Origin of the sequence: Vibrio sp. MOR3, assembly GCF_001557775.1 — a bacterium.
Taxonomy (GTDB): Bacteria; Pseudomonadota; Gammaproteobacteria; order Enterobacterales; family Vibrionaceae; genus Vibrio; species Vibrio jasicida.
This window is the reverse complement of the sequence record NZ_LNRD01000024.1, coordinates 23056-37838: the sequence shown is the minus strand read 5'-3', so window position 1 is coordinate 37838 and position 14783 is coordinate 23056. Positions and strand designations below refer to the sequence as shown.

Annotated in this window: 12 protein-coding genes; 9 read left to right on the top strand and 3 right to left on the bottom strand. The window is 45.9% G+C overall.

Features of this window, described 5'->3' with window-relative positions; translation table 11 throughout:
* Window position 1: 1 nt before the first annotated feature.
* Window positions 2-187, bottom strand: coding sequence for a DUF2065 domain-containing protein (locus tag ATB76_RS25580; RefSeq protein WP_038872028.1), 186 nt, complete (start codon window positions 185-187; stop codon window positions 2-4).
* Between the two features lie 173 nt (window positions 188-360).
* Here ATB76_RS25580 and ATB76_RS25575 point away from each other — a divergent pair, with 173 nt between their 5' ends.
* Both ATB76_RS25575 and ATB76_RS25570 read left to right on the top strand, forming a co-directional pair.
* Complete coding sequence (locus tag ATB76_RS25575; protein WP_038877261.1) at window positions 361-1677, top strand: adenylosuccinate synthase; 1317 nt, start codon at window positions 361-363, stop codon at window positions 1675-1677.
* A 229-nt stretch (window positions 1678-1906) separates the two neighbouring features.
* Window positions 1907-2542: a tetratricopeptide repeat protein gene (locus ATB76_RS25570; protein WP_038872022.1), complete on the top strand. Its 636-nt coding sequence runs from the start codon at window positions 1907-1909 to the stop codon at window positions 2540-2542.
* Between the two features lie 106 nt (window positions 2543-2648).
* Here ATB76_RS25570 and hmpA read toward each other — a convergent pair whose 3' ends face one another.
* Window positions 2649-3833, bottom strand: coding sequence for an NO-inducible flavohemoprotein (gene hmpA, locus ATB76_RS25565; RefSeq protein WP_038872020.1), 1185 nt, complete (start codon window positions 3831-3833; stop codon window positions 2649-2651).
* Between the two features lie 111 nt (window positions 3834-3944).
* On the opposite strand from hmpA, the gene nsrR reads away from it, so the two are divergent.
* The 5 genes from nsrR (at window position 3945) to trpS (ending at window position 9753) form a co-directional block, all read left to right on the top strand.
* Window positions 3945-4370: a nitric oxide-sensing transcriptional repressor NsrR gene (gene nsrR, locus ATB76_RS25560; protein ID WP_038872016.1), complete on the top strand. Its 426-nt coding sequence runs from the start codon at window positions 3945-3947 to the stop codon at window positions 4368-4370.
* Between the two features lie 116 nt (window positions 4371-4486).
* A complete protein-coding gene (gene rnr, locus ATB76_RS25555; RefSeq protein ID WP_038872013.1) occupies window positions 4487-6973 on the top strand; it encodes a ribonuclease R in 2487 nt (828 codons plus the stop codon).
* A gap of 72 nt (window positions 6974-7045) precedes the next feature.
* Window positions 7046-7789: a 23S rRNA (guanosine(2251)-2'-O)-methyltransferase RlmB gene (rlmB, locus tag ATB76_RS25550; RefSeq protein ID WP_010443989.1), complete on the top strand. Its 744-nt coding sequence runs from the start codon at window positions 7046-7048 to the stop codon at window positions 7787-7789.
* A 123-nt stretch (window positions 7790-7912) separates the two neighbouring features.
* Window positions 7913-8599, top strand: a complete 687-nt coding sequence (locus ATB76_RS25545; protein WP_038872010.1) for a phosphoglycolate phosphatase — start codon at window positions 7913-7915, stop codon at window positions 8597-8599.
* Window positions 8600-8715: 116 nt separating this feature from the next.
* Window positions 8716-9753, top strand: a complete 1038-nt coding sequence (gene trpS, locus ATB76_RS25540) for a tryptophan--tRNA ligase (RefSeq protein WP_010648934.1) — start codon at window positions 8716-8718, stop codon at window positions 9751-9753.
* A gap of 61 nt (window positions 9754-9814) precedes the next feature.
* Here the strand turns inward: trpS and ATB76_RS25535 are convergent, their stop codons facing one another.
* Window positions 9815-10189, bottom strand: a complete 375-nt coding sequence (locus ATB76_RS25535) for a hypothetical protein (RefSeq protein WP_061036320.1) — start codon at window positions 10187-10189, stop codon at window positions 9815-9817.
* A gap of 525 nt (window positions 10190-10714) precedes the next feature.
* Between ATB76_RS25535 and ATB76_RS25530 the strand changes: the two genes are divergently transcribed.
* Both ATB76_RS25530 and ATB76_RS25525 read left to right on the top strand, forming a co-directional pair.
* Window positions 10715-13663 carry an ExeM/NucH family extracellular endonuclease gene (locus tag ATB76_RS25530; RefSeq protein WP_061036319.1) on the top strand — a complete coding sequence of 983 codons (2949 nt, stop codon included), beginning with the start codon at window positions 10715-10717 and terminating at the stop codon, window positions 13661-13663.
* A gap of 188 nt (window positions 13664-13851) precedes the next feature.
* Complete coding sequence (locus ATB76_RS25525) at window positions 13852-14439, top strand: aminodeoxychorismate/anthranilate synthase component II (protein ID WP_038872003.1); 588 nt, start codon at window positions 13852-13854, stop codon at window positions 14437-14439.
* Window positions 14440-14783 lie beyond the last annotated feature (344 nt).

The window sequence follows — 14783 nt, the reverse complement described above, 5'->3', positions numbered from 1 at the left end:
CTTAACTCATCATTATCGCGATGACCGCTCCGGCGACGACCAGACAGCCACCAATCCGACGCAACTGGTTATCTGGTTGGTCACTCAACTGAGCCACCATGTTACGCCAACCGTTTGGGGCAATCAGTGGTCCAATTCCTTCTACAATCAAAACCAGCCCGATAGCCAGCCAAATAGACTCAGACATTGCGATTCCTTGTGGATTTAAGAAAGGTAAATATTATCAGTGATGTAGTGATTTCGAAATGAACAACATCGGTGATGTTTGCATTCTAGTATCAACTCTGTGAACAAAAATGACTGCAAGAAGGGGGATTCGGTGCTAGAATCCATTTTTAACTAGCAATCAGACTTGGAAAGATGGGAAATAACGTAGTCGTTCTAGGCACCCAATGGGGTGACGAAGGTAAAGGTAAAATTGTAGACCTTTTAACTGAAGATGCAAAATACGTGGTACGCTACCAAGGCGGTCACAATGCAGGTCATACACTTGTAATTGACGGTGAAAAAACCGTTCTTCACTTAATTCCATCAGGTATCCTTCGCGATAACGTAAAATGCGTTATCGGTAACGGTGTAGTGCTATCGCCTGAAGCTCTAATTAAAGAAATGAAACCTCTTGAAGAGCGCGGCATTCCAGTACGCGAGCGTCTTTTCATTTCTGAAGCATGTCCTCTAATTCTTCCTTACCACGTTGCAATGGACCAAGCTCGCGAAATCGCTCGCGGTAAAAAAGCTATTGGTACAACAGGTCGTGGTATCGGTCCAGCATACGAAGATAAAGTTGCTCGTCGCGGTCTACGCGTTGGCGACCTATTCGATATGGAAGCGTTCGCTGAGAAACTAAAAGAAGTAATGGAATTCCATAACTTCCAACTAGAGCATTTCTACAAAGCTGAACCAGTAAGCTATGAAGAAGTACTTGAGCAAGCTAAAGGCTACGCTGAGCTACTAACTTCAATGGTTATCGACGTAACTGACGAACTAGACGCAGCACGTAAGCGCGGCGACAAGATCATGTTCGAAGGTGCGCAAGGTACACTGCTAGATATCGACCACGGTACTTACCCTTACGTAACTTCTTCTAACACGACTGCTGGTGGTGTTGCTGCAGGTTCTGGTTTCGGTCCTCGTCATATCGGTTACATCCTTGGTATCACTAAAGCTTACTGTACTCGTGTTGGCTCTGGTCCATTCCCGACTGAGCTATACGACGGTCTAGACAAGCAAGATCCTGTTGGTAAGCATCTAGGTGAAGTTGGTCATGAGTTCGGTGCAACAACTGGTCGTCTACGCCGTACTGGTTGGTTCGATGCTGTTGCGATGCGTCGCGCAATCCAAATCAACTCTATCTCTGGCTTCTGTCTAACTAAACTAGACGTTCTAGATGGCCTAGAAGAGCTAAAAATCTGTACTGGTTACAAGATGAAAGATGGCTCTATCCTAGAAGTTTCTCCAATGGCAGCTGAGTCATTTGAGCAAGCGACACCAATCTACGAAACAATGCCTGGTTGGTCTGAGAACACATTTGGTGCTAAGTCAATCGATGCGCTACCACAAGCAGCTCTAGACTACATCAAGCGTATTGAAGAGCTAACTGGCGTGCCTGTAGACATCGTTTCAACAGGTCCAGATCGTAACGAAACTATCATCAAGGTTCACCCATTCGAATCTTAATCGATACTCGTTAGAGATTATAAAAGCCGACTTTCGAGTCGGCTTTTTTGTATCTGTAACTTGGCTGCACTGACGGAAAAATAAACTCGATATGGCAAATTGTTGCCGTTAAGCTTAAACAAGAGGCAAAAATTGTCTAAAGCTTAACTGACGTTTGCCGATAAGGTTATCAAGCAGAGGAGATCCTTCACCGATCTTTGGTTTCTCAGAATCCTTAAAGAGTACATTTATGAAGTTACGAACAGTGGCTGCTTCACTGTTATTGATGCTGAGTGCAACGTCGGTCAAGGCAGATGTTGCCGATGTGGGGGCACCAGTTCCCATCTATACCGAAGCAGAGTTAATTAAGCTTATTGAACAAAATAAGCATTTAGAACGCGTGCGTGCGGATAACTGCCAGTTAGTGGAAGATATTGTTGCGCGTGCCACACGAATTAATTTACCGTCGTATGAGTTTCTCTACGGCGACATGCTGGCGTGGGGCGTTTGTGTAGAGCAAGATGTTGAACTTGGTCTCTACTATATGGAAAACGCTGCACACCAAGGCTTACCTGCTGCATTAGAGCAGCTTGGGCGCTACTACTCTCGTGGCACCTTAGTTCAACAAGATAAAGAGCGTGCAATCCCATACCTGCGAGAAGCGGCGGCAATGGGGAACCTTAATGCGCGTATTCATCTTGCTGAGTTATTGTTACGTGATTACGGTAGCCCACTGGATTACGAAGATGCTTACCGTTGGTTATACAACTCAGTCACGGCAGATCAGAGAAAACATAAGCGTATTGCGGTGCTAAGAAATGGTTTAGAGCAACGTATGCCGCAAAACATCATTGCGCGAGCCAAGCGTCGCGACACTTTCTGGTAGATGTACTCTTAAAACACCAGTAGCTTCATAACACTCTGCCAATAAATACAACAAAGCCCACATCATGTGGGCTTTGTTGCTTTTCCCGAAGCGTAATCGTTAGCGATTAAACGACTTTGTGTGGACCGAAGCATTCATAGTGGAATTGTTCTTGCGGAACACCAAGTTCAAGCAGTTGTTTCGCTACGTGCTGCATAAAACCAACAGGGCCGCAGAAGTAAACTTGAACGTTGTCTTGTTTCACTGCTGCTTCAATTTCGTGTAGGTTTACAAAGCCGGTGAAATGGAAGTCTTCACCCAACTTATCTTCTGCCGTTGGTTGGTTGTACCAAACCAGCGAGTTCATATTCTCTTTTGCGCCAACAATCTGATTCACATGATGTTTGAATGCGTGTTGTTGGCCGTTTTCTGCTGCGTGTACCCAAGTTACAGGTGCTTTGTGTTCAGCAAGGCTCTCAAGCATTGAAAGTGTTGGCGTTAGACCGACACCAGCGGAAACCAAAACAACGGGTGTACTTGCTTCTACGTCCATAAAGAAGTCACCCGCAGGTGCGGCTAGCTGCACTTTATCGCCGATGTTGAGATCGTCATGCAGGAAGTTCGATACCTTGCCGCCGTCTTCACGTTTTACCGAGATACGGTAAGTGTTTTCTTGTACCGCAGAAGATAGGCTGTACTGGCGAATCTCTTGGTTGTCGAACTTATCACTGTTGATGTAGATACCAAGATATTGGCCCGGTTTGTACTCAGAAACCTTTTCACCATCGACCGGTTTGAAGACGAAGCTACAAATGTTCTCGCTTTCAAGTTGTTTACCAACCAGTTCAAACTCACGCAGACCACGCCAGCCACCTTGAAGTGCTGCATTTTCTTGGTAGATTTGTTCTTCACGTTGAATGAACACGTTTGCTAGCACGCCGTAGGCTTCTGCCCATGCGTCAATCACTTCTTGACCAGGAGAAAACAGCTCATCAATGGTAGCCAGTAAGTGCGTACCAACGATTTGGTACTGATCTTTGGTGATCATAAAACTGGTGTGTTTGTGGGCGATTTTCTCTACTGCACCAAGTAGGGCTGGTAGGTTGTCGATATTGCTTGCATAAGCACAGATAGCATTAAATAGAGCTTCACGTTGGTCACCATTACGCTGGTTACTCATGTTGAAAATGTCTTTCAACTCAGGATTATGGGTGAACATGCGGTCATAAAAGTGCGCAGTCAACTTCGGGCCAGTTTCTGCAAGAAGTGGTGCGGTTGCTTTCACGATATCAATGGTTTGGTTGCTGAGCATAATGGCTTCCTATTTAAAGTTGTATTTGTAATGCATGTTTAAAGTTGTATCTCAAATGTATCTTTCGATCAAGAAAAGAATTACACTTTTGCTTCTAGAGAGGATAGCAACATGCAGTTAACTAGCTTTACTGATTACGCGTTAAGAACCCTGATTTACTTGGCTTCTTTGCCCAAAGATGAGCTTACAAATATTACCGAAGTAACTGATTTATTTGGTGTATCACGTAACCATATGGTGAAGGTGATCAACCGTCTTGGTCAGTTAGGTTATGTACATACGGTGCGTGGTAAAAACGGCGGCATTCGTTTGATGAAGCCGGCAAAAGAAATTACTGTCGGTGGTGTGGTGCGCGATCTAGAGCCATTAGATTTGGTAAATTGTGATGTCGAGTTTTGTCACATTACGCCGGCATGTCGTCTAAAAGAGAAGCTAGCAAAAGCGAAATTGGCTTTCTTAGCTGAATTAGACGGTTGCACTATTGATGAACTGCTTCGCGACAACTCAGAGCTGCTGATCCTGCTTACACGTCCTTAGTTTACGTGTGTCTCTCTCATCCTTTCAAGATCATTCTTTTTTCAAAGCAATTCTGTAGCTTATCAAGAGACTCGGATATACTAGCTCTATACCTTCCTTGCTAGATAGGCACGCCTATGTCAGACAATATTCCAAACGATCCATTCGCAGATCGTGAATCCAAAAATTACGAAAACCCAATTCCAAGTCGAGAGTTCATCACTGAATTTCTGCAGCAAGCTGGCGTCCCAATGAATCGCAACGATTTGTTTGAAGCGCTTAAGCTAAAAGGTGAAGATCAATACGAAGGTTTACGCCGTCGACTGCGCGCGATGGAGCGTGATGGCCAGCTCGTGTTTACGCGTCGTCAGTGCTACGCGCTACCAGAAAAACTCGAGATGGTGAAAGGTTACGTAATTGGCCATAAAGATGGTCATGGTTGGGTGCGTCCTGAAGGCAGTGTCGGCAAGGATAATGACATTGTGCTGCCTCATCACCAAATGAAACACATCATTCATGGTGATTTCGTTTTGGTTCAACCGACGGATAACAGCAAGCGCGGCCGCCGTGAAGGGCGTTTAGTCCGTGTTTTAGAAGAGCGTAACACGCAGATCGTTGGTCGTTTCTTCCTAGAGTACGGTTACTCTTACGTTGTGCCTGATGACTCGCGTATCAGCCAAGATATTCTAATCCCAAATGAGCACAAAGCAGGTGCCCGCATGGGTAACGTGGTGGTGATTGAGATCACTGACCGTGGTTCTCGTTCGCGTGGCATGATGGGTAAAGTGGTTGAAGTGCTGGGTGAAAACATGGCTCCGGGTATGGAAACGCAAATCGCGATTCGTACTCACCAAATTCCTCACGATTGGCCAGCGGCTGTCGATAAACAAATTGAAAATCTAGGCGAAGAAGTCCCAGAAGAAGCAAAAGTAGGTCGAGTTGACTTACGTGAGTTACCGTTGGTGACCATCGATGGTGAAGACGCTCGTGACTTTGATGATGCGGTGTACTGTGAGAAGAAAAAGAGCGGTGGTTGGCGTTTATGGGTAGCGATTGCTGACGTAAGTTACTACGTACGTACAGACTCTGCGCTGGACAAAGAAGCCATCAACCGTGGTAACTCGGTGTACTTCCCATCGCAAGTTGTGCCAATGCTACCTGAGGTGCTATCAAACGGTTTGTGTTCACTTAACCCACAAGTTGATCGTCTGTGTATGGTGTGTGAAATGACCATCTCTGACACCGGTAAGCTGTCAGGGTACAAGCACTACGAAGCGGTGATGAACTCACATGCACGTCTGACGTACAGTAAAGTGGGTGCGATTCTAGAAGGTGATGAAGAGCTGCGTATGCGCTACCACAACCTAGTGCCTCATCTAGAAGAACTGCACAGCATGTACAAAGTGCTAAAAGACGCTCGTGACAACCGTGGTGCGATTGAATTTGAGACCGTTGAAGCTAAGTTCATTTTCAATGCCGAACGCAAGATTGAAACCATCGAGCCTGTGATTCGTAACGATGCACATAAGATCATCGAAGAATGTATGATCCTAGCGAACATCGCCTCAGCGTCTTATGTCGAGAAGGCAAAAGAGCCAGCATTGTACCGTGTTCACGAATCTCCGGGTGAACTGCGCTTGCAGGGTTTCCGTGATTTCCTAAGTGAGCTTGGCTTGGATTTGAAGGGCGGTCTTGAACCATCACCAACCGACTATGCAGACTTGGTAAAACAGATTGCGGAGCGTCAGGACAAAGAGCTGATTCAAACCATGCTGTTGCGCTCAATGAAGCAAGCAGTATACAACGCGGACAATGCCGGCCACTTTGGTTTGGCGCTGAAGCGTTACGCGCACTTCACGTCGCCAATTCGTCGTTACCCAGACCTGCTGCTGCACCGCGCAATCAAATATCTGATTGCCAAAGAAGAAGGTCGCAATCAAGATCGTTGGACCCCAACGGGTGGTTACCACTACTCGTTTGACGACATGGACTTCTACGGTGAGCAATGTTCGATGACAGAGCGCCGTGCAGACGATGCAACTCGTGAAGTGGCTGATTGGTTGAAGTGTGAATACATGCAAGACCATGTTGGCGACGAGCTGGATGGTGTTATTGCCAACGTGACCAGCTTTGGTTTCTTTGTTCGTCTGACTGAGCTGCACATCGATGGTTTGGTGCACATTTCAACGCTAGCAAACGACTACTACCAATTTGATCCGATTGGTCAAAGACTTATCGGTGAAAGCTTCGGTAACATCTATCGCCTAGGCGATGCGGTGAAAGTGAAAGTGCTTGCGGTCAACTTAAATGACAAGCAAATTGACTTTGAATTAATCGAAACAAGCCGTAAGCTACGCGGCAAAGGTAAGACTGCGAAGAAACGCGCAGCAGATGCCAAACGCAAAGCAAAAGAGAAAAAGCGTGCGGCAACCAAAGGCGGTACTCGCGCGAAGCCGATGATTGAACCGACCAAGCACCCAGAACCTGCGGAAGCAGGCAGTGCTCGCAAAGGTAGCGCGAAACGCGGTGACGCTGAAGGTACGAAAAAGCCGAAGAAAGCACGCAAGAAAAAGCCACACAGTAAGCCGAGAAAGACTAAGCGTACTAAGAGCGACGCTGAGTAGGCTGAAACGCCAATCTAGTCCGAAAAGGAGTAGATTGGCGAGGGCAAGACGACCAGAACAACAGGTTAAACAATGAGTAACGAATTTATTTACGGCATTCACGCAGTGAAAGCGGTATTAGAACGCGAACCAGAGCGTTTTATCGAAGCATACGTCCTAAAAGGCCGCCAAGACGATCGTCTAATGCCAATCCTGAATGACCTTCAGGTTTGTGGTGTTTCGATTCAACAAATGACTCGTAAAACGCTAGACGACAAAGCACACGGTGCTAACCACCAAGGCATCATTGCGCGTGTTAAAGCTGCGAAACAGCTTAATGAAAACGACATTGATGGCATCCTAGCGCAGCATGAATCACCGCTGCTGTTGGTATTGGATGGCGTGACGGATCCACACAACCTAGGCGCATGTCTTCGTAATGCTGATGCAGCCGGCGCGGCGGCGATCATCGTACCGAAAGATCGCTCTGCACCGATGAATGCCACCGTAAGCAAGGTTGCTTGTGGCGCAGCAGAAGTCGTGCCATTGATCCGAGTGACCAACTTGGCTCGTACTATGCGTACACTGCAAGAGCAAGGCATCTGGTTTGTTGGTACAGCAGGCGAAGCAACGCACGATATCTACCAAGCGAAACTGACTGGCCCTCTTGCTATCGTAATGGGTGCAGAAGGTGACGGTATGCGTCGTCTAACTCGCGAAACCTGTGACGATTTGATTAAGATCCCAATGGCAGGTAGCGTTTCAAGTTTGAACGTATCTGTCGCATCTGGCATTTGTTTGTTTGAAGCTGTTCGTCAGCGTATTGCTGCAAAGTAATTGCTAAACAAGTTTTAATAAACAAATAGTTACTGCAAAGTCAGACATAATGATAAAAACAAAGGATGGGGTGCCATCCTTTGTCGTTTTCACCGATTTATAAATAGAATTTTCAGGGAAGTTATGACTCAACAAGACATTAAATTCATTGCCTTTGACCTAGACGGTACTTTGCTTGATAGCGTGCCCGATCTTGCGGTTGCAGCCGATCAAGCTGTTCAAGAACTCGGTTTTCCTTCTGTTTCAGAAGAACAAGTTCGTGACTATGTTGGTAACGGCGCAGACGTACTGATTGGACGCTCATTAAGTCAAAGCCTGACCATCAATCCAGAGTTGAGCGAAGAGCTTCGTGCAAAAGCGCGTGTGCTGTTTGATGACTACTACGAGCAAAGTGGTCACAAGTTAAGCCACCTTTACCCAACGGTAAAAGAGACGCTGGAAGAGTTGCACAAAGCCGGTTTTGTTATGGCGTTGGTGACCAACAAGCCTTCGAAGTTTGTGCCTGATGTTTTAGAAAAACACGACATCGCAAAATACTTTGTTGATGTGCTAGGTGGCGACGCGTTTCCAGAGAAAAAACCAAACCCAATTGCACTGAACTGGTTGATGGAAAAGCACCAAATCCAACCGAGTGAAATGCTGATGGTCGGCGACTCGAAGAACGACATTCTCGCAGCAAAGAATGCAGGCTGTGCCTCATTTGGTCTGACTTATGGCTACAACCACGGTGAGCCTATCTCTGCATCAAATCCAGATTTCGTCGCTGACAGTTTGGCTGAATTATTGGATGTAGTAGCGGTTTCTGCATAACGGCTACAAAAGAGCTTCCAAAATACTCGTTAATGAGTACACTGAGTAAACCGTGCACCTATCGTTGCACGGTTTTTTTCATTTATTTAGATTAAGAAGTCAAAGGAATCATTCTAATGAGCAAGCCCATTGTATTGAGTGGTGTTCAACCTTCAGGTGAACTAAGTATCGGTAACTACTTGGGTGCTCTACGTCAATGGCAGCAGATGCAAGACGATTATGATTGCCAATACTGTGTGGTAGACCTTCACGCGATTACGGTTCGTCAGGACCCTAAAGCACTGCATGAAGCGACGCTAGACGCACTGGCGATCTGTCTGGCAGTTGGTGTTGACCCGAAGAAGAGCACGCTATTTGTTCAGTCACACGTACCAGAGCATGCTCAACTTGGTTGGCTTCTTAACTGTTACACCCAAATGGGTGAACTGGGTCGTATGACGCAGTTTAAAGACAAATCTGCACGTTACTCAAACGACAGCTCAAGCCAGTTTGGTGATGTAAACGTGGGTCTGTTTGACTACCCAGTACTGATGGCGGCAGACATCCTGCTGTACGGTGCGCATCAAGTGCCTGTAGGTAGCGACCAGAAGCAACACCTAGAGCTAGCGCGTGATATTGCTAACCGCTTTAACAACATCTACTCACCAGAGCAGCCAATCTTCCAAGTGCCAGAGCCTTACATTCCGACGGTAAACGCGCGTGTAATGAGCCTTCAAGACGCAACGAAGAAGATGTCTAAATCCGATGACAACCGCAAGAACGTTATCACGTTGCTGGAAGAGCCTAAGTCGATCATTAAGAAGATCAACAAAGCGCAAACTGACACAGAAACGCCACCGCGTATCGCTCACGATTGGGATAACAAGGCAGGTATCTCTAACCTAATGGGTCTATACTCTGCGGCAACAGGCATGAGCTTTGAAGAGATTGAAGCCAAATACCAAGGCGTTGAAATGTACGGTCCATTCAAGAAAGATGTTGGTGAAGCGTTGGTGACTATGCTTGAGCCAATTCAGGCTGAATACCACCGCATCCGCGCTGACCGTACTTACATGAATGAAGTGATGAAGCAAGGCGCGGAGAAAGCATCGGCACGTGCGGCTGAAACGTTGAAGAAAGCATACGAAGCAGTGGGTTTTGTCGCTCGCCCATAGTTGCTCAAAAACATCAGAATTGAAAAGCTCCACCATTGGTGGAGCTTTTTTTATGCCTATGTTACTGGAATGGCGTGTCTTCCATGCAACGTTCCATATCGTAATACTCCACGCGTCCTCTTGGGCCTAGGAAAGCAGACTTGACGACAAAGCCACGATCAACAAAGTAACTTAATTCGATACAAGATATCTCGTAGCTGGATTCCTTAATACTTGCGGGTAGCCAATAGTAGCCAGGGCCAGGTAAGCGGGCGGTATAGGTGATTAAGCCATTATCACTTACTTCAAACATTTTGAACTCACTGAGTTCTCGCTTAGCCACTTCGACCAGATGCTCAGAGGTACTTGGTTCGATGGGCTCACTCGAGGTCAATTGACACCCCGCCATTAACATTGAAGCCGAAAGGGCTAGCGCAATCTGCTGAAATTGTTTCATTTTCTTATCCTAATCGTCGTTATTGGAGATCTTGTTATCTGTCTCTCATGAGCGTTATAACGAGTACTTATGGATTTTGCTAGATTTGCATGGTGAGAGTAATGCTTGGTTTATAAAACTTTGAACTTAACGCGCATAAATAACCTCAAAGGTTATTTTTAATGGCGCAGTAAAGGAAAGAAATAATAAGTTCGTCATTCTAAATTAGCATTGCTTAATATTTAAATTATATTGCTAGAATTGAATTAATTCAGATTAAATACTCATCCATTCACATAGCATGCTGAGTGATATAAAACCGAGTAATAAGTCTAATTATTGATATTTATATTCTTAGTTGCTGTATTTGTTACAAAAACTGTTTAAATGGGCAGCCCTGGCATAATTTTGCGTATTCACGTGTGATATATTTCACGGCTTTTACTGGTGTTTCTTATTTATTTCATAAATAAACCTGATAGTAGGCACAAATGGTGGGCTCTGCTCAGGGCTTAGTTTGCATTTAAATAAATATCAGGTACGACAATGGATACGTTAATCAAACCCTCTTTACTTGCACTGACGATTGCCAGCGCGCTTAGTGCCAATGCTAACGCAGAAGTTATCCTTTCCCAATATGTTGAAGGTGGCTCATACAACAAAGCCGTAGAAATCGCGAACACGGGCGATGCAGCGGTAACGCTAACCGGTTACGAGCTAGCGAAATCATCAAACGGTGGCGGTACTTGGGGGAGCACACTCGACCTTAGCCAAGTGACGTTACAAGCTAACCAAGTGTATGTACTGGCTCATGGTGACGCGAGCGATGCCATCAAAGCTGTCACGGATATCACAGATAAAAGCGTTGCGAACTTTAACGGTGACGACCCGATCGCACTGCTTAAAGATGGCGAAGTGCATGACATCATCGGTGTGATGGGTGACGTAGATTTTGGTAAAGATATCACATTGGTTCGTAACAGTGATGCACTAACCCCTTCTGCTACTTATGATGCATCTCAGTGGACGGCATTTGAGAAAGACAACATTGACGGTCTTGGTGAGCTAAATGCGACGGAGCCACCAGCACCATTCGCTTGTGAAGTAGACGGTCAGCAACCTAACTTCACCACCATTCAAGATATTCAAGGTGAAGGCGATTCGTCACCATTTATTGATGGTTATCCATACATTACTGACGAAGATCATTTCGTAACTGGTGTCGTGACTGCTGTTACCACTGGCCTAACCAAAGGTTTCTACCTGCAAGCGTTAGAAAGCGACAACAACGACAAGACTTCAGAAGGCTTATTCATTCATACCGATGCCGCGGATACCAATCTAAAATCAGGCGATGTTGTTTGTGTGAAAGGTAAAGTTCAAGAGTATTACAGCAATACTCAGCTAGCTTCTGATGCTAACAGTTATGTGAAAACGGGCACATCGGATATTCCTCGAGTTACCGATCTTGTTATCAAAGAAGGTGAGACACTACGTGATGCGCTAGAGCGTCATGAAGGCATGCAAGTTGAACTGAAATCAGCAAGCGAGTTGTTTGTGACTCGTAACTTCTCTTACGACTACGACTCTCGTCGTAACAATATGATGCTGTCTCATGAAGCGCCATTGTTTAAGCCGACTCAATTACACGCAGCAGAGAGTGATGCAGCTGTTGAGCTAGCAAAAGACAACGCAGCAAATCGCGTATACCTAGAATCAGATGGCAAAGCACCAAACGGCCAAATCCCTTACTACCCAGATTTTGCTAAAGATGCAGATCAAGATGGCTCTTCTGAGCAGCACATTCGTCTTGGTTCGCGAGTAGAAGGTCTGCAGGGCGTGGTGGCTTACAGTTACAACGAATACCGCTTGATTGCGACCAATGAAGTCGATAACACCAACTTCGTGGCTTCAGGTGAAGACTTCGACGTGGCTCGTAAAGATGCGCCAGCGATTGCGGATTCAGATTTGCGTATCGCGAGCTTTAACGTACTGAACTACTTCAACTCTGTGGCTGACAGCGGTCATGAAAACCCAACCGGACAAAACCGTGGGGCAGAAAACCTCGATGAGTTCCTGATCCAACAAGCGAAAATCGTTGCGGCGATGAATAAGATGGACGCTGACATCATTGGCTTAATGGAAGTCGAAAACAACGGCTTTGGTGACAGCAGTGCGGTGAAGAACTTGGTGGATGCATTGAATGCTGAAATCGAAGACACAGAAGATCATTACACTTACGTTGAAATCGCGGATCAAGACAAATACCAAGACGAATACTTTGGTAGTGATGCGATCATGGTGGCGATCCTATACCGTGCAAACGAAGTGACGCCAAAAGAAGTTGCGAAAGTGATTGTGACACCAGAGCAGCACATCGAAGAAAACACCATTACGCGTAATGACGGTGCAGAAGGCAACCCGGCTTACGACAAATACCAGCGTCATAGCCTGCTACAAACCTTTACAGTGAAAGAGACCGGTAAAGATCTATCCGTTGTGGTTAACCACTTCAAATCGAAAGGCTCTGAATGTATTGAAGAATGGATTGCGGGTGTAGAAGACTCTGAGCCGGCGGATCTGCAAGGCAACTGTAACAACTTCCGTGTTTCTGCAGCCAACGTTGTGGGTGACGCTCTGAAAGGCATTGAAGGTGACGTGCTAGTAATGGGGGACCTAAACGCGTATGGCATGGAAGATCCTCTGCTTACATTGACTGATTACTCGAAAGAGAAATACGGCCGTGATATTTACACTGCTGCTTACACAACCATTGGTGGTGGTGAGCTTCAAGTAGAGAAGACCAAAATTGAAAAAGGTTACGGTTACCATAACCTGAACACGGTACTTCACGGCGCAGACACCTTCTCATACACCTACTCTGGTGAGCTAGGTAACCTAGACCACGCGTTGGCGAGCAACAGCTTGGCACAAAAAGTGGTGGCGATTGAAGATTGGCACATTAACTCACTAGAAAGTAACTTGTTCGAATACAGCAGCAAGTACACCGGTGATATGCCGAAGTACAAAGATGCGTTCTCGGCATCTGACCACGATCCAGTGGTCATCGCGATTGATTTCCCGGATACAGACATCGATCTACCAAGCTCAGGTGAAAACCTAGCGGTGGAAGTTCGTCTGCCACCAAATGCAGTTGTTGGTGATATCGTGACGGTAAGCCTAATGGAAGCAACTCAAGCGGCGTCGTCAACCTCTGATGCTGATGGCTACGAAGCGAGTGCAACTTTGACACAAGCGGACATTGATGCTCGCAGTGTCAGTGTGGAATTCGACAAAGCTCCAACAGAAGGCCAGTACGTACTAGAAGAGAAAGTGACAGATTCGACGGGCAACACCGTTAAGTTCAGTGATTCTCGCGATGTTACGTTAGAGCCGTCGAGCACTAACCCATCAGACGATGATGATGGTGGCTCATTTGGCTTTGGCGCGCTAATTGCGCTGTTAGGTCTAGGCTTATTCCGCCGTCGTCGCTAAGCGAATTCATTTCCTGACAAACAGTTCCTAAATAGCTGTAAAGACCAAAGGCCAGCCTATGCTGGCCTTTTTATTCAGCAAAAACTTGCCTTTCTTGCTTGGTATAGCAAAATACCGCCCTTGATTGTCACGAACGTGGCGATCACCACGTAAGCATTGCCAAAACGGATTGGAGCAACCGACCTTTTATGTTGTTGATCATCGATAACTACGACTCTTTTACCTACAACCTTTACCAATACTTCTGCGAACTTGGTGCAGACGTAAAGGTGGTGCGTAACGATGAAATCGATATCCAAGGCATTGAGGCGCTCAACCCAACTCATTTGGTGATCTCTCCTGGGCCATGTACCCCTAACGAAGCTGGTATCTCTCTACAAGCCATTGAGCACTTTGCTGGTAAGTTACCTATCTTGGGCGTTTGCCTTGGTCATCAGGCTATTGCACAGGTGTTTGGAGGGGAAGTGGTACGTGCTCGACAAGTGATGCACGGTAAGACATCCCCAATTCGTCACAATGGTCGCAGTGTGTTTAAAAACCTCAATAACCCGCTCACGGTAACCCGCTACCACTCTCTTGTGGTGAAAAACGGTACGTTACCAAAGGTGTTTGAATTGACTGCATGGACTGAGTTGCCTGACGGAACCATGGATGAAATCATGGGTTATCAGCATAAAACCCTGCCAATTGATGCAGTACAGTTTCATCCAGAGTCAATTAAGACAGAACAAGGCCACGAACTACTCGCAAACTTTCTTGCGCGTAAAACGATCTGATCGCGATCACTTTTCTTAACAAATTCTTCATATTTTGTGCCTGAGAAGGGGAATGCAAAACTATGCGTTCTGCCAATTAGGTAGGGACTATTCATTTTTCTCATTTCTTTCTGAACCTTGTCATGCATGGTTTTTATAAAAAATCGCTTCTCTATTTGCGTTTCTTGGTGCATAAATAATCATAGATAGTGAGTATGAGGTGTTACGCTCGCATACGAAAAGAATAAATCACTATTGAAATGGTTAATCAAATGTAAATACAATGCCGTATTAGCTTAAATGCAAAACATTATTTGCTGGCAAAGAGTGCTGGTTAAATTCGCTTATCTGCTAGGCATGCGGTA